Here is a 21,115-nt window from a genome sequence, read left to right as displayed (position 1 = left end):
TTTCTACCTGACGTGCAAGGATAGACTAATGCCGTGGAGCCATGGATGGCTAGGATCGGCCATGTGATCCTGACATACCCTGCATCCTGAAAATAAAAATGCCAGTCAAGTGACTGGCATTCATCAACAATTTACTTGTTCAGTGTTTAGGTTAATTTACCGTGGCACTGCTTATATTTCTTACCTGAGTTACATGGGCAAGGTTCATTTCGACCCACACGTGGCAAGGTTGCTTGTTCTGGCGCTGAAGCTGATGCATGCTTAAAATCTTTTGGCAATTCATCGGCTTTTCTATGTTGCTCTTCAACGGCTTCAACATCAGATTCTGCTCTAATTTGCACCTTACTTAAGATACCAATAACGTCGTATTTTAAGTTTTCAAGCAACTCAGCAAACAGTTCAAACGACTCACGTTTAAATTCTTGTTTCGGGTTCTTTTGCGCGTAACCACGTAAATGAATGCCTTGACGTAAATGATCCATCGCCGCTAGGTGCTCTTTCCAATGAGAGTCTAAGCTTTGTAACATAACAGCTTTTTCAAATTGACGTAAAACCTCAGCACCCACCATCTCTTCTTTGGCCGCATAACTTGCGTCAACTGCACCTAATATTTTTTCACGTAAAGTATCTTCATGCAAATTACTGTCTTCTTCTAGCCATTTTGCAATAGGGAGTTCAAGCGTAAGTTCACCTTTAAAGCGCTCCTCTAAGCCAGTAATATCCCACATTTCTTCTAACGATTGTGGTGGAATATGTTGGCCAATTAGGCCATTAACCACGTCGGTGCGGATCGCGGTAATCACGTCAGCAATATCGGCTTCATCCATTAACTCATTACGTTGTTCGTAAATAACTTTACGTTGATCATTTGAAACATCATCAAATTCAAGTAATTGCTTACGAATGTCAAAGTTACGGCCTTCAACTTTACGCTGCGCGTTTTCAATGCTCTTAGTTACCCAAGGATGTTCAATAGCTTCGCCGTGCTCCATGCCAAGTTTACGCATCATGTTGCCGATACGCTCTGAAGCAAAAATTCGCATCAAACTATCTTCCATTGACAGGTAAAAACGTGTTGAACCCGCATCACCTTGGCGACCCGAACGACCACGCAATTGGTTATCAATACGACGAGACTCATGACGTTCTGTCGCTACAATGTGCAAACCACCGGCGGCTAATACTTTGTCATGCTCTACTTGCCAAGCCGCTTTAACTTCAGCAATTTTATCTTCACTGGGATTATTTAGCTTTTCAAGCGTAGTGGTTAAGTTACCACCCAGTACTATATCGGTACCACGACCCGCCATGTTAGTGGCAATAGTCACGGCGGAAATTTTACCAGCATCGGCAACAATTTCAGCTTCTTGTTGATGAAATTTAGCGTTAAGTACTTTGTGCTTAATTTTTTCTTTCTTTAAGAATGAAGATAGAAATTCTGAGGTTTCAATACTAATGGTGCCCACCAATACTGGCTGACCACGCTTAACACAATCTTTAATATCTTCTAAAATGGCTTCAAACTTTTCTTCACCTGTTAAGTAAATTAAATCAGGTAAATCTTTACGTACCATTGGCTGGTTTGTTGGGATCACTACGGTTTCTAAAGCATAAATATGATTAAACTCAAACGCTTCAGTGTCGGCAGTACCTGTCATTCCTGACAGTTTATTATAGATGCGGAAAAAGTTTTGGAAGGTAATTGACGCCAGTGTTTGATTTTCATTTTGAATATCTACACCTTCTTTTGCTTCAACGGCTTGATGTAAACCTTCTGACCAACGACGGCCTTCCATAGTACGCCCAGTATGCTCGTCAACAATAACAATTTCGCCGTCTTTTACAATGTAATCTACGTCTTTTTGAAATAGTTTATGTGCACGTAACGCGGCCATTACATGATGTAATAAGGTAATGTTTGCCGCTGAGAAAAGTGAGTCTCCTTGCTGCATCAAGCCTTTTTCGAGCATGATTTCTTCGATACGAACTTGACCAAGCTCAGTTAAATAAATTTGCTTGGCTTTTTCATCGATAGTGAAGTCACCAGTGCTTTCTTCACCTTCTTTATCTTCTTCCTCCTGTTGTACTAGTGTGGGTACAACAAGGTTGATATTTCGATAAAGCGCTGAGCTATCTTCTGCTTGGCCAGAAATAATGAGCGGTGTACGTGCTTCATCAATTAATATTGAGTCAACTTCATCGATAACCGCAAAATTTAACGGCTTTTGTGCCCGCTCTTCTGGCGAAAAAGCCATGTTATCACGCAAATAATCAAAGCCGAATTCGTTGTTAGTACCGTAAGTAACATCCGAATTATAAGCGGCTTGCTTATCTTCTGGTGCCATACCCGCGACATTACAACCAACCGTCATGCCTAAAAATTCAAATAATTCCCGATTCCAATCACCATCTCGCTTAGCAAGATAGTCATTGACCGTAATTACATGCACACCTTTACCGGTTAGTGCATTTAAATAAGACGGTAAGGTGGCGGTAAGTGTTTTACCCTCACCAGTACGCATTTCCGCTATTTTACCAGAATTGAGTACCATGCCACCGATCATTTGCACGTCAAAATGACGCATACCAAATACCCGTTTACTCGCTTCGCGTACTACCGCAAAAGCTTCAGGAAGCAGAGCGTCAAGCTCTTCGCCTTGTGCAATACGTTCTTTAAACTCAGGTGTTTTTGCTTTTAGTTCTTCATCACTGAGTGCTTCAAAAACCGGCTCTAGGGCATTAATCTTACTTACTTCTTTCTGCATTTGTTTAAGCAATCGATCATTTCGACTACCAAACAGTTTTGTCATTATATTTACAAACATCGTGTTAAACCATATTGAGAAGAATATCTTCAACTGAAAATAAAATGATCGGTTGAGCCGATCACATAAACTTGCTTAGTATTGTAATGCCAGTTCTATTTTAAACAACTGAAATTAGAGCAAAAGTTATTATTTTGCTTTATTTTGCTTTGCGATAAACATATTTTTTTGGATCTATTTGTCGGTTATTACGTAAAATCTCGTAGTGTACATGCGGCCCTGTCGAGCGTCCTGTACTGCCCATTTTCGCAATAACTTGACCTTTGTTAACTACATCACCAACAGATACTGCTATGGTTTTATTATGACCGTAGCGAGTTTTTAAACCATCACCATGATTAATCTCAATTAAATTACCATAACCGTAACGAGAACTCGCCCAACTTACCACACCTGATGCCGTGGCAATAATGTCATCATTTTCACTGCCCGCGAAATCAACACCTTTATGCATGGCAGGTTTACCATTAAAAGGGTCTTTACGTAGTCCGAAATACGATGACAACCAGCCCTTAATAATTGGTCGACCAGATAAATACCGAGTATTCTCTATATGGTGCCCAAAACTAACAGATTCAAGCATTTTTAATTGTTTTTCTTCATGTTCGAGTGTTTCTGCCAATGTGTCTATACCTTGGCTCAATTCGGCTAAACTTTTTTGCTTAACATCATCAGCCTGATACATTGGACCACCGCTAGGCGGCGCTTGTTGAAAATTAAACTCATTGTCTGGAATGCTAGCTGCTTCTGCTAAGCGATCGCCTAAAGCATTTAACCTTAACACTTGGCTTTGTAATTCGGCCAATTTCATGGTCACTGCGGTTACTTGGCTGTTGACTTTAGGGTTATCAATAGTGGGTAAAGTTGACAGGAGATAGGCCGGATTTTGTGGCGCATCATCTGCTGAAGCAATTAAATGTACAATGAGTCCAGAAACCAAGGCAAAGGCAACGAGAGCAGATAACCAATGCAGCTTATTTAGCTTCATTGAAAATCTAACGTTCTTTCCGCGGTATAGTAATGTTAAACTCATATTTCATTTATCGTTTGTTCAGAGCTGACTTATGGCACGAAAATCTAGAATCCCCACAGACATGTCAGCGCTGTTTAATTCAACGTCCGGCACTTTGGCACAAATAGCCGCAAAAACCAACTCTTTAACCGTATTGTCGGACATTGTACGCCAAATTTGCCCCGACCTACCAGCCGATGTCTTCAAAATAGCCAATTTTAAAGCCAATGCCATTATTATTGAGGTAAAATCTGCTGTTTGGAGCCAACGTTTACAATTTGAAAGAATGAATATTTGCCGCGAACTCACCCAAGTGACTAACAATGAGTTTAATCAAATAGAAATAAAGATCACACCTTTTCGACATAAAGTGCCCGAAAAAACGGTTATCCCCAACGCTATTAATTCAAAAATTTCAGCCGCTACTGCCGCAGATTTATTAAAAATAGCGGCAACTGCGCCCGAGAGTTTACGTAAAAAACTCGAAAAGTTGGCTGCCCACGCTAATAAATAGTTTGATATAGGCAACTTAGCCATCACTTTTAGGAATGTATTCTAGCCATAGTTTGTTGCAGTAATAACACTGATAAAAGCAATAAAGGTTATATTTCTTTGTCCCATATCCAGTAACATTGGCTGTTCAGCTGCCACCGTTAAGACATCAACTGAGGGATTAAAGTGCAACTTAGGTTGAAACTACGAACGATACCCCCACTGTTTTGGCGCCTGCAGGTGATATTGTAGCCTTGAGCTAGTGTTTTCTAGGTCGAACTTTAGTCTGCCAGACTCACAGTTAACAATTAACCTAGATGGCTATGAACCGTCTGAACATAAAAAAACCAGTACATTGACTGGTTTAATTTATGTGACTTTGCGATTAAGCGGCGCTATTAAAAAGCAGCCGCATTAATCTCTTGAAATTCAATAGGAGATTCAATCGTATCTTCGTACGTAACCCATTCAAAACAATCAACTTGTTTAAATACTTCGCGTAACAACATATTATTGAGAGCATGGCCAGATTTAAAGGCATTTAATTCACCTAAAATACTCACACCACCCATATACAAGTCGCCAATGGCATCAAGAATTTTATGTTTTACAAATTCGTCGTCATAGCGCAGGTCATCTTTATTAAGCATACGGTATTCGTCTAACACGATAGCATTTTCTAAGCTGCCACCCAGAGCTAAATTATGAGAGCGTAAAAACTCAATGTCTTTCATAAAACCAAAAGTACGCGCACGGCTAATTTCTTTGATAAATGAACAGCTTGAAAGGTCCATACTCATAGATTGACAAGTATTTACAATCACAGGGTGTTCAAATTCAATCGCAAAATTGACTCTAAAGCCTTCATAAGGCTTTAGTTCTGCCCATTTATCACCTTCTTCAACACGTATTGCTTTTGTAATACGTAAAAAACGTTTAGCAACATTTAACGTTTCAATGCCAACCGACTGAATTAAGTAAACAAACGGTAAAGCACTGCCATCCATAATTGGAATTTCAGATGAGTCAACCTCAACAATAAGGTTGTCAATACCTAAACCTGCAACAGCAGAAAGCAAGTGTTCGACGGTGGAAATCTGAACACCTTGCTCATTCACTAAACACGTACATAAGGTAGTTTCACCCACAGCTTCCGGTGTCGCGGGGATATCGACAACGGGATCTAAATCAACTCGGCGAAAAATAATACCGGTGTTAGCGGGTGCAGGACGGAGAGTAATCTGCACCTTTTCACCTTTATGTAGCCCTACACCAATAGCAGAGACACTTTCTTTTAACGTACGCTGTTTAATCATAAATAGCCTTCTTAAGCCTATATTTTTGTATCAATTAGCCGCCACTGAATATGCGGAGACGTAATATATCAAAAAAGCCTAACAAAATCAAAATTCCAAATTTTTAGCATTATTCAATTAGCTTCACTAACAAGTATTAATCTGCTTGTTTGCGTAAAAATGCTGGAATATCTAAATAATCATCAAGCTCTGTTGCTGTCACTCTTTGCGCTTGAGCATTTGCTTCTGGCATAGTGACCGGGTTTGACGATAACTCTGGCTGGGCGCTTGGTGTATAATCACCACCAACCACTTGTGGCTCTGCTATCGGTGTTGGATTGACTAGCGTAATATCAGGCTTGCGATCAGCACCAATACCCGTGGCAACAACAGTGACTCGTAGTTCATCTGTCATTTCCGGGTCAATAACTGCACCAACAACAACCGTAGCGTTTTCAGAAGAAAAGGCTTTAACGGCATTACCAACAGTTTCAAACTCATCAATGCTAATATCCATACCGGCTGTAATATTAACCAATATGCCACGAGCTCCTGCCAAATCAACGTCTTCAAGTAATGGACTTGAAATTGCAGCTTCTGCTGCCTCTTCTGCACGATCCGGACCTGATGCTGTACCTGAGCCCATCATCGCCGTGCCCATTTCAGACATCACGGTTCTAACATCGGCAAAATCAACGTTTATGAGTCCCGGACGAGTAATAAGTTCAGCAATACCTTGAACCGCGCCTAATAAAACATCATTGGCTGCTTTAAAAGCATCTAACAAACTGGTACCAGGCCCTAATACTTTTAATAATTTCTCATTAGGAATAGTGATCAGTGAATCAACACTTTTTGATAAAAACTCAATGCCTTGATCGGCATAATTCATCCGTTTTTTACCTTCAAATGGAAATGGCTTAGTCACTACCGCAACGGTCAAAATACCCATTTCTTTCGCTATTTCAGCAACCACTGGCGCGGCGCCTGTTCCTGTACCTCCGCCCATACCTGCGGCGATAAACACCATATCTGCACCTTTAAGTGCTTCTTTGATGGTTTCTCTGTCTTCTTCTGCACTAAGACGACCAATTTCAGGGTTAGCGCCAGCGCCTAGACCTTTGGTAACATTATGGCCTAGCTGCAAAGTCACATGAGCGCCCGAATTGCGTAGTGCTTGTGAATCGGTATTTGCGGTAATGAATTCAACACCTTCTATGGTTTGTAACACCATATGTTCTACCGCATTGCCACCACCACCACCAACGCCGATGACTTTGATGATTGCTTCTTCGTTATGATCTTCCATTAATTCAAACATTTTATTATCTCCAATTTTTGTTACGTTTTGTTCCACCAAAACTCTTTTTACTTTCTAAGACCCATGCCATGAAATGATTGGCACTGATCTAACTAGCCGCAAAAGCAGCTAATTAAAATTCACCTTTAAACCAAGCAAGTACTTTCGAGCCAATGCTCTTGACTGATTCACTTTTCTTTTGCTTTTTATTTTGTTGCTGATGAGCCTGCATACCATAATGCAATAAGCCAACCACCGTTGAATATGTGGGGTCGTTGACATACTCTTTCAATCCACAGACATCAAAAGGCCTTGCAACGCGTACTGGCATTTGAAACACTTCTTCTGCAAATTCAACCACACCTTCCATTTTGGCTGTACCACCCGTTAACACGTAACCGGCAGCAATTTGATCTTCTAAACCACATTCACGTAATTCTTCTTGGATCAGTTCAAATAATTCCTGATACCTAGGCTCAACCACTTCTGCTAATGTATGACGTGACATAGACCGCGCAGGGCGTCCACCCACACTAGGGACTTCAATATTTTCTTCCATACTCACCATTTGGCGTAATGCGCAAGCATACTGAACTTTAATGTCTTCCGCGTGGCTTATTGGCGTGCGGAAAATTTTTGCAATGTCGCTAGTCACTTGATTGCCCGCTACTGGAATTACTGCAGTATGGCGTAAAGCTCCGCCGGTAAAAACCGCGATATCCATGGTGCCGGCGCCCATGTCAACAATACAAATACCCAGCTCTTTTTCATCATCCGTTAATATTGCATAGCTAGAAGCCAGCGCCGAAAAAATCAGTTGATCAGCTTTTAAATCGCAACGTTCAACACATTTAACAATATTTTTTGCCATATCATTGGCACAAGTCACGATATGCACTTTCGCTTCCATGCGTACACCTGACATACCAATCGGACTTTTAATGCCGTCTTGACAGTCAATGCTATATTCTTGTGGCAAAACATGTAACATCCGACGTTCTGCAGAAATAGGTACTGAACGGGCGGTATGAATAACGTTATCAACGTCATCTTGCATAACTTCTTTGTCGTTAATAGGCACCATACCGTTCTCATTTTGACAACTAATATGCTTACCAGAAATACCCAAATATACCGACGTAATATGGCAGTCAGCCATCAATTCTGCTTCATTAATAGCCCGTTGAATTGACTGAATAACTAGGTTTAAATCATTAACGCCACCTTTATCCATACCACGTGCCGGTTGATTACCAACACCAACAATACTCAGCTGGTTGTCAAGCGTGATTTCACCAACGGCTACTGAAATTTTTGACGTTCCAATATCTAATCCAACCACTAAATTTCTTTCAGTTATTTTTGGCATTAAGGCTAAACTCTTTCTTTATTATTCGCGGCTTTCCAACCAACGGCTAGACCAGTATCGTATCTAAGATCAACATAATCGACTTGTTGATCCTGCTTTTTATTCAATTTAATTTCCGGATAAATGTCCATAAAACGCTGTATGCGTTCTACACGATTATCACGTCCTAAATTAATGGTGACACCATCATTTAAGATTAACTGCCAAGCAAAACGCTCAGTTAGTACTAATTCATCAATAGCTAATTGGCTAAAGTCTAATAGCTTGTTCAAGTTTCTAAAGTTGTCTAAGGCTATTTGTTCACTGCCTTCTGGACCAAAAAATGCCGGTAACTGTTTGACTAGACGCTGCACATCAGCCTGAAACGCATTGCCATTAGCGTTAAGGAGAAAATCACCATTCCAGTGGGCAATAGGTTTTTGGTCAACAACATAAATTTTCAATTCATCAGGCCATTTTTTCCGTACTGAAACGGAATAAACCCATGGCAACTTAGCCACTTTTTGCTGAACGTCGTTGACATCTAAGTTGAAAAAATTGCCTAAATTAACTTGTTCTATCGCACGTTCAATATCTAAACGCGTGGTATATGGCATTTCACCAGCAATCGCAATTGAGGTAACCGGCGCTGACTCTTCTGAACTTAAATTTTTGTTCAGAAAGATACCGAACGATAATATAGCGACAATAACAGCAACAAAAAACGCAACGCCTAGCCAAAATGACCAGTGTAAGTTTGCTAATTCTTCCTTTAAAGGCAGTTGTTTATCCATTGCCGCAGCCATATTTTATAAAGCCTCTTGTGCGCTTATAGCGACGATTTCTGTCACTAATTCACTAAAGCTTAAGCCGTGAACTTTAGCGGCTTTGGGTACTAATGACGTTTCTGTCATACCAGGTACTGTGTTAACTTCCAATATCTGCCATTGATTTTGGCCATTGCGCATAATATCTACACGGCCCCAACCTTTTGCACCGGTTGCATTAAAAGCTCTCAAGGCAATATTTTGCACCTCTGCCTCATCATCTGCTGATAATGAACACGGACAATGATATTGCGTACTAGTTGATTTATATTTCGCATCGTAGTCATAAAAGTCGTGCGGCGTTTCCATATGAATCACTGGCAAAGGTGTTTGGCCCAGAATGGCGACGGTATACTCAGGGCCTTGCACCCAAGCTTCTACTAATACTTGTTGGTCGTAGTTAAACGCGGCCATCAGTGCTTGATGCAATTCTTCGCTATTATTTGCCTTTGACATGCCAATACTTGAGCCTTCATTGGCAGGTTTAACCATAACAACAGCGCCTAACAGCTGTGATATTTTTGCCGCGTCACCCGTTTGATAGTCAGACTTACTGACAATGGCAAAGGCCGGCGTAGGTAAGTTCATCGCTTGAAATACTTGCTTGCTACGAATTTTATCCATGGATAGTGCCGAGCCGAGCACATCAGAACCGGTGTAAGGTATATTCATATATTGCAGCGCACCTTGCACACAGCCGTCTTCGCCACCACGACCATGTAAGGCAATAAAAACACGGTCAATATCTAGAGTTGCTAAATCACTTAAGCAATAATTTTGAGTATCAATTAATTGCACATTAAAACCGGCTTGGGTTAAGCCTTTTGCCACCGCTTTACCTGAATTTAACGATACCGCTCTTTCTGCTGATGTACCACCATATAAGACGGCTAACTTTTGTTCTATTAAAGGCTTCATCATAATGCCACCGTTAATTTTTTATCTGTCGCTAACTTACCGGCAATAGTACCGATATTTCCAGCACCTTGAGTTATCACTATGTCGTTGTCACGTAACTGTGCTGCCAATAATTCAGCTAATTTGTCACTGTCGCTGACATAAATCGGTTCAATTTGGCCGCGTTGACGAATACTGCGCGCTAAACTTTTACTGTCGGCGTTGGCAATGGGCGTTTCACCTGCACCATAAACATCCAGTAAAAATAAACAATCTACCTCAGATAACACTTCGACAAAGTCTTCATAAAGATCACGAGTACGCGAATAGCGATGGGGTTGAAATACCATCACCAGTCGTTTTTCAGGCCAGCCATTTCGCATGGCCGCTATTGTGGCTTTAACTTCTGTTGGGTGATGGCCATAATCATCGATGAACATCATTTCGCCTTGCTCAGTGCGTAAAGTTGGCAATTGTTCAAAGCGTCGACCAATACCAGCAAAGTTTAGTAAAGCTTGCTGGATAGCGTTATCGGCAACACCTTCATCAATGGCAACGGCCACACCTGCTAAGGCGTTTAAAACATTGTGCTCACCTGGCAAATTAACGCTAATGGCCAAGGGCGCGTAGTCTTTGCGCTCAACAACAAATGAACTAACGCCAGCTGATTGTTGATATTGCGTGGCTCTTACATCGGCATCTTGACAAAAACCATAGGTAATAACCTGGCGACTAATGCGCGGTAATATTTCTCGCACCGCTGGATTATCTAAACACACCACGGCTAACCCATAAAAAGGTAAGTTGTGGAGAAACTCGATATAGGTGTCTTTAAGTTTCTCAAAATCACCTTGATAAGTCTCCATATGGTCTTCGTCGATATTGGTGATCACAGCAACCATAGGTTGTAGATGTAAGAAAGACGCATCGCTTTCATCAGCTTCTGCGATCAAATAACGGCTACTGCCTAAACGCGCATTGGTGCCCGCGCTATTAAGTAAGCCACCAATCACAAAAGTGGGGTCTAAATTTGCTTGAGCAAAAATACTGGCAATTAAACTCGTGGTGGTGGTTTTACCATGGGTTCCCGCAATGGCAATACCGTGGCGAAAACGCATCAGCTCTGCCAACATTTCAGCGCGACGCACCACAGGAATACGTTGTTGATATGCAGCAAGCAGCTCTGGATTTTCAGCATTAATCGCTGTTGACACTACAATAACACTCGCATCCTTTACGTTATCTTGATGATGACCTAAAGTAATTTTTGCACCCAAGGATGTTAGGCGCTTAACAACTTGGTTTTCACCAATGTCAGATCCGGTAATTTGATAGCCTTCATTTAGCAAAACTTCAGCGATACCGCCCATACCCGCACCACCAATACCCACAAAGTGGATGGTTTTGACCCGACGCATTTCTGGCATCCTGTTACTGGCATTACTTGATGCTGTATTGCCTAATTTTGTCTGGCTGTTGCTTGCTGTTGTCATTGCTTTACTCATGTTTTTGCCACCTCAATACAAGCTGTGGCCACCAGGTTAGTGGCATCAGCATGGGCAGCGTTGTGTGCAGCTCTAGACATCTGCTGCAGCACTTTATCGGATATAAACAAACTATTAAGCATTTGTCCTAGTGTTGTGCCGTTAAATTCTTTTTGGGCAATTAACTTTGCCGCGCCACAGTTAACCAGATACATAGCATTCTTGGTTTGATGATCATCAACCGCATGCGGCAAAGGCACAAATATAGCGGGCTTTGCTGCCATCGCTAATTCGGACACAGTGAGTGCCCCCGCTCGGCAAATAACTACATCAGCCCATTTATAAGCTGCTGCCATATCATCAATAAACTCTGTTACCTTAACCTTCTCTTCTGGTAAACCGTAATTTTGATAACTTTTTAATACTGACTCTTCATTGCCACCACCGGTTTGATGCCAAACATCAATACTTTGCACTTTAATTTGCTTCATCGCTTGTGGCACAACATCATTGAGTATTTTCGCACCTAAACTGCCACCAACCACTAATACTTTTTTGCTCGTTGCAGGTTTTTCAGGTATCACGTTTTCAATGGCAATAATATCGCTACGCAATGGGTTGCCAACCACCTTTGAGGTGACTCGATTGCTAAATGCGCCCGGAAAAGCGCTTAATGTTCGGGTGGCTAGATACGACAGAAAGCGATTACTCATGCCCGCAACCGCATTTTGTTCATGTAATACCAAAGGAATACCTAATAACCATGCTGCCACACCACCCGGTGCACTGGCATAGCCGCCCATACCCAGCACCGCATCAGGCTTAACCTTGCGCAGTATTTGAATTGACTGCAGGACAGATTGCAAAATTTTAAACGGTGTTTTCAACCACGTTTGCCAGCTTTTATTGCGCACGCCAGCCATGTTGATAAATGAAATGGGAAAACCATTTTTTGGCACCAATTCTGCCTCCATACGCTCAGCGGTGCCAAGCCAATGGATGTTCCAGCCTTGTTTTACTAAGGCTTGCGCAACCGCAATACCTGGAAATATATGACCACCGGTTCCACCTGCCATCACTAGCAGTGTTGGGCGCTTTACTTCATGACTTGTCTGTTCAGTCATTTTCGCTCTCAATAATTTTTGTTTGATGCACTTTTCTGGGTTTCTTTTTGGTGTCTTTATGATCACCCGTCGTGCGACTAGTGGCTTGAATACTTTGCAAGCGAATTTCGTGGTCAATGCGAATCAAAATCACTACAGCAAGGGTCATAATCATCATTGAACTACCACCATAACTGATCAGCGGCATTGTTAAGCCTTTGGTTGGTACTACACCGGCACTGGCACCGATATTAACCGCTGCTTGAAAGCAAAACCAGATACCGATGGCATAGGCAAAAAAACCTTCAAAATACTTTTTTTGATTAACCGCTTTTCGACCTAGTAATAAAGCTTTAAAAACCAAGGTCATACTTAACAGTAAAATAACACTAATACCGACAAAACCAAACTCTTCTGCCAGTACAGCCATAACAAAATCAGTATGTGCCTCTGGCAAATACTCTAATTTTTGTACGCTATTACCTAAGCCTTGACCAAATGTTTCACCGCGACCATAAGCCATCAGTGATTGAGTTAACTGATAACCACTACCAAAAGGGTCTTTCCATGGGTCAAGAAAGCCGGTTACCCGTGCCCAACGATAAGGCGAGAAATACGCTAACATGGTCAATAAAGTCATACCCACACCTGATATAGCAATAAACTGCCATAATTTTGCACCGGCTAGAAACAACAAACCAAACGTGGTGACAAACATCACAATAATGGTGCCTAAATCAGGCTGCATTAATAACAAAGCACTTAATAAACCAAAAACCATTAAAGGTTTGGCAAAGCCTTTAATATTTTCCATTACCTCATTGCGGCGCCTAACTAAGTAAGCAGACAAATAACAAAAGAAAAAAAGTTTAGCCGGCTCTGCCGCTTGTACCGTGATCAATCCGACGCTAATCCAACGGGTAGCACCATTAACATTTCGACCTATAACTAAAACAACCACAAGTAAAATAACAGCGATTAACAGCAGCTTACTGCTGTATTGATGCCAACAATACATAGGTATTTGCAAGGCAAAGCCGGCAACACCCAGACTGAGTATGATATAAATCATATGACGAATAATAAAATGAAACGGGTTGTCAAATAAACGTTCAGCAATAGGCATTGATGAACTTGCTACCATAATTAACCCTATGATATACATACTAAACGCAAGCACTATGTAACTACGGTCAAAGGTCTCTACCGTTTTTTCCTCGGCTTGCAACCATGACGGTATGGCCCATTGTGATAAATGAGCAAAGGATAGCGACATTACCTTTGCTCCTGATGCGTTAATACTGAGGTGATAAATACCACGCCCCGTTCGACATAGTTAGCAAACATATCTAAACTGGCACAGGCGGGGGATAGTAAAACCATATCGCCAGTCTTTGCCTGTGTTCTGGCCAGTCTTACTGCCGCGGCTAGTGAATCAACATGCGAGGTTTTATCGCCTTGGCTGGGTAATCTTAACGCGGCAATAGCAGGTCCATCTTTGCCGATCGTGATCAAGTAATCTACCTGTTGAGTTAACGCTTGAGATAATGGAGAAAAATCAGCACCTTTACCATCACCGCCGGCAATTAAAATCAGTTTATTCGCAGGTAAGGTAGGCGCTAATCCTTCAATGGCGGCCAGTGTTGCGCCAACATTGGTGGCTTTTGAGTCATTAATCCAACGAATACCATCGTTTGTTTCAATTACTTCACAACGATGTGCTAGGCCTTTAAAGGTCATTAAACTCGCCAACATGGCTTTTAAATCCCAACCGGCACATTTTCCTAACGCCAATACGGCTAAATAATTTAACGCATTATGAATACCTTGTAATGGCAATTCAGCTAAAGAACATAATGGCTGGTCACCTAACATTAAGTGGCTAATACCCTGATGCTCTGCAAGACCAAAATCACCCTTTTGTGCGGGGTCGCTACCAAAACTTAACCGCTGACTATCGCCATAACAGGCTTTAGGCAGAGTAGCCTTGTCATCACGATTATAAAGCGCATAGGTACAGTGTTGATAAATGCTTTGTTTGATTGCGCCATAGTTTTCAAGGGTTTTGTGACGATCTAGATGATCGTCACTTAAGTTCAATACGGTGGCGGCGAGTGCCTTCATACTTTTTATTGTTTCAAGCTGAAAACTTGATAGCTCTAACACAATAAAATCGGCAACTTCTTGATCTATTTGATCCAGTACAGGTAAACCAATATTGCCACCTAACTGCACGCGGTAACCTAAGGCATTACCAAGGTAATTTAACATTGAAACAACGGTAGATTTACCATTGGAGCCAGTAACCGCTAATATCGGCGTATCACTTAATCGGCAAAACAATTCAATATCACCAATAACATCACAACTTTTAGCTATGGCATGACGAATAGCAGGCTCAGCCATATTAATGCCTGGGCTGACAATTAAAATATCGGCTTGGGCTATCAATGCTTGCTCCCAATGGCCAAGCACTAAGGTATTATCAGCAAATTGCTGTTTAAAATCACCCGGAGAAATCGGCATTGCCCGACTGTCGTTCACAGCAAAAGAAATTTGATGGCGATGTAAAAAGCGCGCGCACGACAAGCCCGTGATCCCAATACCTAAGATCACGATTCGCTTATTGGCTAATTGCGTCGTTACCGACTGTTGCAATTGTCTATTCACGCGTCTATTTTTACCTTAATTTCAAGGTTGCTAATCCAACCAAGACTAAAACTAAAGAAATTATCCAAAAGCGCACAATCACTCTTGGCTCGGGCCAACCTTTTAACTCATAATGATGATGAATGGGTGCCATACGAAAAATTCGTTGCCCACGCAATTTGTATGAGCCTACCTGCAAAATAACCGAAAGCGTTTCTATCACAAAAACGCCGCCCATAATAAATAGCACTAACTCTTGCCTAACTAACACAGCAATAACACCTAGTGCAGCACCTAAAGCAAGTGAACCAACATCCCCCATAAAAACTTGCGCAGGGTAAGTGTTAAACCATAAAAAACCTAAACCAGCACCAACAATAGCGGTACAAACCACTACAAGTTCACTCGCTAAGGCAATGTGTGGAATATTTAAATACTCAGAGAAATTGGCATTACCTGTCATATAAGCAAATATCGCAAACGCACCTGCCACCATAATAGTTGGCACAATAGCTAGACCATCAAGACCGTCAGTTAAGTTAACGGCATTACTGGTACCGACAATCACGAAATAGACTAAGCCGATATAGAGCAAGCCTAACTGAGGCAACACATCTTTAACGAAGGGAATTAATAACGTGGTTTCTTCAGGGCCTTGAGCAAACTGGTATAAAAATATAGCGGTTGCTAAGCCGACTAGGGTTTGCCAAAAATACTTCCAACGGGCAATTAACCCATTAGAGTCTTTGCGAATAACTTTACGGTAATCATCAACAAAACCAATCAAGCCAAAGCTGAGCAAAACAAACAACACCACCCAAACATAGGTATTGGTTAAGTCAGCCCACAATAAAACGCTGACCACAATTGACGCTAAGATCAGGAGCCCGCCCATGGTTGGCGTACCCGATTTTACTAAATGACTTTCTGGACCATCGTCACGAATCGTTTGGCCAATCTGCATATTTTGCAGAGCATGGATCAATTTAGGACCAAAATATAACGAGATAATCAAGGCGGTAAGCGTTGAGATGATCGCTCTAAAGGTTAAATAAGAAAAAACATTAAAGAATGAATAATACGGGGTGAGATACTCACCTAACCAAAGTAACATTATGCCTGCTCCTGCATAGTCTGACTGTTATGCCATTTAATAATATCAGCCACTACGTATTCCATATGAGCACTGCGCGAACCTTTAACTAATAATGTCACTTGCTGTTCTTCATCTTGAAGTAACTGTTGTAAACGTGACATGAGTTTTTCTTTGCTACTAAAATGTTGTGCCTGTGTATTGCGCCCTCGATAAAAAGCATCAGTGGCATTTTGACTTAATACACCTAAGGTCAACAAATCATCAATCTCTTTACTTTTTGCATGCTCACCGACTTCTTGATGGTAGCGACGAGCTTCACCACCTAATTCCCCCATATCACCGAGAATGAGTATCCGGCGCCCTGAGTAGCTCGCCAATAAATCTGACGCGGCATTGATTGATTCAACATTGGCGTTGTAACTATCGTCGATTAGCTTAATTTTACTACTCAGTTGATGTAGATTCAAACGCCCTTTCACCGCAGCCATAGCGGCTAAACCCAAGCGAATATCATCTAAACTGGCACCAAACTCTAACGCTATCGTTGCAGCCGCAACTGCATTGCAGACGTTATGGTGGCCTGGCACAGTGAGTTCAATATAAGTATTACCGATTGGCGTTATTAACTGAAAACTCGCACAGCCGTTATCATCTAAGACTTCTTGATGACTATAACAATCTGCACTGCCTTGACAGGAAAAACGCCGTACTTGCTTGTCAGTTAAACGCCATTGCCACTTATCCGCCCACGGGGTGTTTTGGTTATAAATCGCAACACCACCGGCGTTTAAGCCAGAAAAAATTTCACCTTTCGCTCGGGCGACTCCACATAAATCGCCAAAGCCCTCTAAATGAGCCGCGGCGATATTATTAATCATGGCAACATCTGGCTTGACTAGCGCAGCAGTATAAGCAATTTCGCCAATATGATTAGCGCCTAATTCGACCACCGCAAAGTCATGTTTTTGCTCTAGTCGTAATAACGTCAACGGCACACCGATATCGTTATTAAAATTTCCTTTTGTGGCTAAAACATTGCCTAAACGATTTAAAATCGCCGCCACCATTTCTTTTACCGTGGTTTTACCGCTACTGCCGGTGATCGCCACGGTTTTTGGCGCCACTTTTGCTTTAACATAAGCCGCAATGTCGCCTAGTGCTTGATGGCTGTCTTTCACCACGATTTGCGCAATATTAAGCTTGTCTTGAGCTTGCTCAACAATAACAGCGCTACAGCCAAGTTCGCTGGCTTGAGTTAAAAATTTGTGACCATCAAAATTTGGTCCGTGCAAGGCTAAGAAAACATCACCGGCCTTTAATGCTCGACTGTCGGTACTAATGGCATTAATGGTGAGGTTTTCACCGATTAATTGGCCATTAACAGCTTGCGATAACTCAGTTAAGGATAAAGAGATCATAACGTTAGCTCTTTTTCTAGTGAGTAGAATGCTTTGACAATGGCGCGCTCATCATAATGACGTTTTTCATTGCCAAAAATAATGTAGTCTTCATGGCCTTTACCAGCACAAAGAATGACATCATCAGCATCGGCTTGTTTTAATGCCATTAATACCGCGGTTTTTCTGTCTAATATTTTTTCAAAGTGAGCAGTTTTGCCTAAGCCAGCAATAATATCAGCGGCAATAGCCTCAGGGTTTTCGCTGCGTGGATTGTCGTTGGTAATGATAATGTGATCGGCTTTACTTTCTGCCACCTTCGCCATTAATGCCCGCTTACCCACATCACGGTCACCACCACAGCCAAACACTAGCCATAACTTGCCATGACAGTGTAAGCGACAGGCATCTAACGCACTAGATAATGCGTCGGGGCTATGAGCATAATCAACCACAGTGGTTGGTTTACCCGCAGACGAAAAGGCTTCCATACGGCCCATAATCGGCACTAGTTGGCTAATCGCGCTAGTAATAGTGGTTAGTGCTATATTTTCGACCATCAATACGGCAATCGCCGCTAATAGATTTTCAACATTAAAATCACCTAACAACTGACTTCGAATTTCAGCTTGGCCTTGCTCAGTGTTGAGCGTGAAACTGACACCCTTAGTGTGGTGCTCAACATTAAGTGCTTGGGTAAAGCGCGGAAAGTTAGCGATATTTTCGCCTCGACCATAAACCACAACAGGCTGTAATCTTGGCCAATGGGCTAACCAACTTTGCGCTTGGGGGTCATCACCATTAATCACTGCCATTTGCTGATCATCACAGGTAAATATTGCTCGCTTAGCCGCCGCATATTCAGTCATGGTGTGATGGTAATCTAAATGATCACGGCTTAAATTAGTAAAAACTGCGGTGTTAAATAGATTTGCACTGACGCGTTTTTGCGCTAGGGCGTGTGATGATACTTCCATTGCTACATGGGTAATTTTTTCTTCAGCAAATAACGCCAGTAGTTGATGCAACTCTGTCGCACTCGGCGTCGTGTTTTCAATGCTTGTTAAGTGCGCAAGCTTGCCAGCACCATTAGTGCCGATAACCGCACAATTTTTCTGACAAGAATCTAATAAGTTGGCAATAATTTGGCTGGTACTGGTTTTACCATTAGTGCCGGTAATACCAATGACATTTAAATATTGCTGGGGCGCGTTATAAAACGCTTTTGCTAGCTCGAATAACTCATGGTTAAGTTGAAAGTAACTTAACACGGGTATCGCATTACCTGATGCCTGTTGACACCAAGTGAGTTGACCATGTTCTGATGACTCGGTAGTTTCTTGCAATATCATCGCACAATTGCCGGCCAGCGCCTGAGCCATATATTCGCGACCATCGCGCAAGCTGCCAATAACCGCACAGAATACATCACCGGCAAGCAGTGCTCGTGTATCGTTGACTAAGTTAGCCTTAGTAGCACTAGCTTGCTGATTGAAAAGCGCTTTAAGTTGGGTTAAATCATTTGCTGTTAGCGATATTGCACCCAAGCTTAATACTGCTTCGATAGCAGCAAAGTTTTTAGCAGCAAGGTTTATGGCTTGATTTGAAACCGTTAAAGCGTGATCAGACATGGTCACGCTCCTTAGGTGAATTTTTCGCTTTTTGCTCGGCTTGCACCGACGATACTCGAGTGTTGTCATCAGGCGGCACATTAAGTAGTCGTAGTGTGCCCTTCATAATTCGTGAAAAAACTGGCGCAGCCACTTCACCGCCGTGATATAAATCACCGCCTGGATCATTAATCACCACTACCACGGCAATTTCGGGATCTGATATCGGTGCTATACCGGCAAACAAGCCAACATAATCATCACCATAACCACCGGCAAATGCTTTAATCGCTGTGCCACTTTTACCGCCAACACGATAACCATCAACTTTTGCAACGGTATAGTGTTGATTAACCACATTTTCCAACAACTCGACAACATTTTGACTATTTTCAGCTGAGAAAATACGTTCATGTTTTTGCTTCGCTACCGATGCTGCATCTTGCTTTAAAATCGTTAAGGGCATTTTAATACCGCCATTGGCTAATGTGGTGTAAAAACGCGCCAACTGAATAGGGGTAATGGCTACGCCGTGGCCCCAAGACAAAGTAGCTAACTCAAATTTTGACCAACGCGGCCTATCGTGCATCATGCCCGAACTTTCACCGACCAGGCCAGTACCTGTGTCTTCAGAAAAGCCCGCGTCAAAAAATTTATCGATAAGGTAATTTTTTGGTACAGATAACGCCAACTTAGTGGTGCCCATATTAGAAGAGTGTACTAATAATTCTGACAGGGTAATTTTGCCAAGGTAACGTGCATCAGAGACACGACTGCCACCTAAGCGCATCCAACCGGGATAAGTATCAATAATGCTATCTTTTTTTATACTGCCAAATTCCAAGGCGGTTAGTACCGTTAGTGGCTTCATGGTTGAACCCGGCTCATAGATATCGGTAATAGCACGGTTACGAAAACGATGAGTCGCAACACCAGAGCGATTATTTGGGTTATATGACGGGCTGTTAACTAGCGCTAAAACTTCACCCGTATTGACATTGGTGACCACTGCCGAACCTGAGGTAGCTTTAAAAGCCTTCACTGCGCCCTTTAATTCACGATAAGCGAGTGCTTGAATACGTTGATCTATACTTAGGGTGATTTTTTCTGGTGGCGTGGCCGCTGTGACCGATAATATTTCTATTTTTCGACCTTTGGCGTCTTTACGATATTGTTTCTCGCCATTTTCGCCCGTCAGCAGTTGATCATAAACGCGCTCAACCCCTTCAATGCCTTTATTATCCACATTGGTGAAGCCAACAAGATGAGCACTTATTTCACCCGCCGGATAAAAGCGTTTAGATTCTTTGCGCAAATGAATGCCAGGAATTTTCAATTCTTCAATGTAAACGGCCATAGCGGGGGCAACTTTACGTTCAATATAAACAAAACGTTTACTTGGGTTTTCAGTTACCCTTGCTTTTAATTCACTAACGTCTTGGCCCAAGACATCAGCCAAAGCCTGCCAATGTTTTGTCATAGACAAGGCATTAGTATCAACAATAATTTTAGGATCAGCCCAAATCGTTTCTACTGGTACACTGATGGCAAGTTCATGACCATTACGGTCAACAATCGAGCCCCGTTGCACCGTTTTAGTATTGGTACGCAATGAGCGATTATCGCCCTGCTTTTGCAACATGTCAGGTTCAAACACTTGAATGTACGCTGTACGGGCCATCAAGCCAGCATAAATAAGCACAACAGCAGCTAGCACAACGTAAAAACGCCATGCTACCGTGTTTGGATTAAGTTGTGCTGGTTTTTTCATTGCCATACC

16 protein-coding genes are annotated in these 21,115 nt (G+C 42.1%); 1 reads left to right on the top strand and 15 read right to left on the bottom strand.

Translation table 11 applies throughout. The annotated features are described in order from the left end of the window. Positions 1-146: 146 nt before the first annotated feature. Both secA and H4J54_RS14215 read right to left on the bottom strand, forming a co-directional pair. Positions 147-2,825, bottom strand: a complete 2,679-nt coding sequence (secA, locus tag H4J54_RS14220; protein ID WP_182191640.1) for a preprotein translocase subunit SecA — start codon at positions 2,823-2,825, stop codon at positions 147-149. Positions 2,826-2,964: 139 nt separating this feature from the next. Next, on the bottom strand, positions 2,965-3,813 hold the full coding sequence (locus H4J54_RS14215; RefSeq protein ID WP_259367077.1) for a M23 family metallopeptidase: 849 nt from the start codon (positions 3,811-3,813) through the stop codon (positions 2,965-2,967). Positions 3,814-3,889: 76 nt separating this feature from the next. Here H4J54_RS14215 and H4J54_RS14210 point away from each other — a divergent pair, with 76 nt between their 5' ends. Continuing rightward, a complete protein-coding gene (locus H4J54_RS14210) occupies positions 3,890-4,351 on the top strand; it encodes a DUF721 domain-containing protein (protein WP_182191638.1) in 462 nt (153 codons plus the stop codon). Positions 4,352-4,727: 376 nt separating this feature from the next. Here the strand turns inward: H4J54_RS14210 and lpxC are convergent, their stop codons facing one another. The 13 genes from lpxC to H4J54_RS14145 form a co-directional block, all read right to left on the bottom strand. Then, complete coding sequence (gene lpxC / locus H4J54_RS14205; RefSeq protein WP_182136592.1) at positions 4,728-5,645, bottom strand: UDP-3-O-acyl-N-acetylglucosamine deacetylase; 918 nt, start codon at positions 5,643-5,645, stop codon at positions 4,728-4,730. A gap of 136 nt (positions 5,646-5,781) precedes the next feature. Then, a complete protein-coding gene (gene ftsZ, locus H4J54_RS14200; protein WP_182191721.1) occupies positions 5,782-6,945 on the bottom strand; it encodes a cell division protein FtsZ in 1,164 nt (387 codons plus the stop codon). A 112-nt stretch (positions 6,946-7,057) separates the two neighbouring features. After that, positions 7,058-8,293 (bottom strand): cell division protein FtsA, encoded by a 1,236-nt coding sequence (ftsA, locus tag H4J54_RS14195; RefSeq protein WP_182191637.1) that lies wholly within the window; start codon positions 8,291-8,293, stop codon positions 7,058-7,060. Between the two features lie 5 nt (positions 8,294-8,298). Next, positions 8,299-9,066: a cell division protein FtsQ/DivIB gene (locus tag H4J54_RS14190; RefSeq protein ID WP_259367076.1), complete on the bottom strand. Its 768-nt coding sequence runs from the start codon at positions 9,064-9,066 to the stop codon at positions 8,299-8,301. A 15-nt stretch (positions 9,067-9,081) separates the two neighbouring features. Beyond that, a complete protein-coding gene (locus H4J54_RS14185; protein ID WP_259367088.1) occupies positions 9,082-10,017 on the bottom strand; it encodes a D-alanine--D-alanine ligase in 936 nt (311 codons plus the stop codon). After that, positions 10,017-11,423: a UDP-N-acetylmuramate--L-alanine ligase gene (gene murC, locus H4J54_RS14180; protein ID WP_259367087.1), complete on the bottom strand. Its 1,407-nt coding sequence runs from the start codon at positions 11,421-11,423 to the stop codon at positions 10,017-10,019. Before murC ends, H4J54_RS14185 begins: the two co-directional genes overlap by 1 nt. Before the next feature lie 74 nt (positions 11,424-11,497). After that, positions 11,498-12,604: an undecaprenyldiphospho-muramoylpentapeptide beta-N-acetylglucosaminyltransferase gene (murG, locus tag H4J54_RS14175; protein WP_182191634.1), complete on the bottom strand. Its 1,107-nt coding sequence runs from the start codon at positions 12,602-12,604 to the stop codon at positions 11,498-11,500. Continuing rightward, a complete protein-coding gene (ftsW, locus tag H4J54_RS14170) occupies positions 12,597-13,859 on the bottom strand; it encodes a cell division protein FtsW (protein WP_182191633.1) in 1,263 nt (420 codons plus the stop codon). The genes murG and ftsW overlap by 8 nt, the downstream gene beginning before the upstream one ends. After that, positions 13,859-15,253, bottom strand: coding sequence for a UDP-N-acetylmuramoyl-L-alanine--D-glutamate ligase (gene murD / locus H4J54_RS14165; protein WP_310650132.1), 1,395 nt, complete (start codon positions 15,251-15,253; stop codon positions 13,859-13,861). The genes ftsW and murD overlap by 1 nt, the downstream gene beginning before the upstream one ends. A 10-nt stretch (positions 15,254-15,263) precedes the next feature. Further along, positions 15,264-16,346, bottom strand: a complete 1,083-nt coding sequence (gene mraY, locus H4J54_RS14160; protein ID WP_182191632.1) for a phospho-N-acetylmuramoyl-pentapeptide-transferase — start codon at positions 16,344-16,346, stop codon at positions 15,264-15,266. Then, complete coding sequence (gene murF / locus H4J54_RS14155; protein ID WP_182136599.1) at positions 16,346-17,746, bottom strand: UDP-N-acetylmuramoyl-tripeptide--D-alanyl-D-alanine ligase; 1,401 nt, start codon at positions 17,744-17,746, stop codon at positions 16,346-16,348. Before murF ends, mraY begins: the two co-directional genes overlap by 1 nt. Beyond that, positions 17,743-19,356, bottom strand: coding sequence for a UDP-N-acetylmuramoyl-L-alanyl-D-glutamate--2,6-diaminopimelate ligase (locus tag H4J54_RS14150; protein ID WP_182191631.1), 1,614 nt, complete (start codon positions 19,354-19,356; stop codon positions 17,743-17,745). The genes murF and H4J54_RS14150 overlap by 4 nt, the downstream gene beginning before the upstream one ends. Continuing rightward, positions 19,349-21,112 (bottom strand): penicillin-binding transpeptidase domain-containing protein, encoded by a 1,764-nt coding sequence (locus H4J54_RS14145; protein ID WP_182191630.1) that lies wholly within the window; start codon positions 21,110-21,112, stop codon positions 19,349-19,351. The genes H4J54_RS14150 and H4J54_RS14145 overlap by 8 nt, the downstream gene beginning before the upstream one ends. Between the last annotated feature and the right edge of the window lie 3 nt (positions 21,113-21,115).

The sequence above is a fragment of the Colwellia sp. MB3u-8 genome, from assembly GCF_014076985.1.
Classification (GTDB): domain Bacteria; phylum Pseudomonadota; class Gammaproteobacteria; order Enterobacterales; family Alteromonadaceae; genus Cognaticolwellia.
Note: the sequence above shows the minus strand (reverse complement) of the source record. Positions and strands in the feature narration are given on the sequence as shown.

Bases quoted from the DNA above. Each gene is read 5' to 3' on its own strand.
- H4J54_RS14215 (WP_259367077.1), bottom strand. From the start codon at position 3,813: ATGAAGCTAAATAAGCTGCATTGGTTATCTGCTCTCGTTGCCTTTGCC.
- murF (WP_182136599.1), bottom strand. From the start codon at position 17,746: ATGATCTCTTTATCCTTAACTGAGTTATCGCAAGCTGTTAATGGCCAA.
- H4J54_RS14190 (WP_259367076.1), bottom strand. From the start codon at position 9,066: ATGGATAAACAACTGCCTTTAAAGGAAGAATTAGCAAACTTACACTGG.
- ftsZ (WP_182191721.1), bottom strand. From the start codon at position 6,945: ATGTTTGAATTAATGGAAGATCATAACGAAGAAGCAATCATCAAAGTC.
- ftsA (WP_182191637.1), bottom strand. From the start codon at position 8,293: ATGCCAAAAATAACTGAAAGAAATTTAGTGGTTGGATTAGATATTGGA.
- secA (WP_182191640.1), bottom strand. From the start codon at position 2,825: ATGTTTGTAAATATAATGACAAAACTGTTTGGTAGTCGAAATGATCGA.
- murG (WP_182191634.1), bottom strand. From the start codon at position 12,604: ATGACTGAACAGACAAGTCATGAAGTAAAGCGCCCAACACTGCTAGTG.
- lpxC (WP_182136592.1), bottom strand. From the start codon at position 5,645: ATGATTAAACAGCGTACGTTAAAAGAAAGTGTCTCTGCTATTGGTGTA.
- H4J54_RS14150 (WP_182191631.1), bottom strand. From the start codon at position 19,356: ATGTCTGATCACGCTTTAACGGTTTCAAATCAAGCCATAAACCTTGCT.
- ftsW (WP_182191633.1), bottom strand. From the start codon at position 13,859: ATGTCGCTATCCTTTGCTCATTTATCACAATGGGCCATACCGTCATGG.
- H4J54_RS14210 (WP_182191638.1), top strand. From the start codon at position 3,890: ATGGCACGAAAATCTAGAATCCCCACAGACATGTCAGCGCTGTTTAAT.
- murC (WP_259367087.1), bottom strand. From the start codon at position 11,423: ATGCCAGAAATGCGTCGGGTCAAAACCATCCACTTTGTGGGTATTGGT.
- H4J54_RS14185 (WP_259367088.1), bottom strand. From the start codon at position 10,017: ATGAAGCCTTTAATAGAACAAAAGTTAGCCGTCTTATATGGTGGTACA.
- mraY (WP_182191632.1), bottom strand. From the start codon at position 16,346: ATGTTACTTTGGTTAGGTGAGTATCTCACCCCGTATTATTCATTCTTT.
- H4J54_RS14145 (WP_182191630.1), bottom strand. From the start codon at position 21,112: ATGGCAATGAAAAAACCAGCACAACTTAATCCAAACACGGTAGCATGG.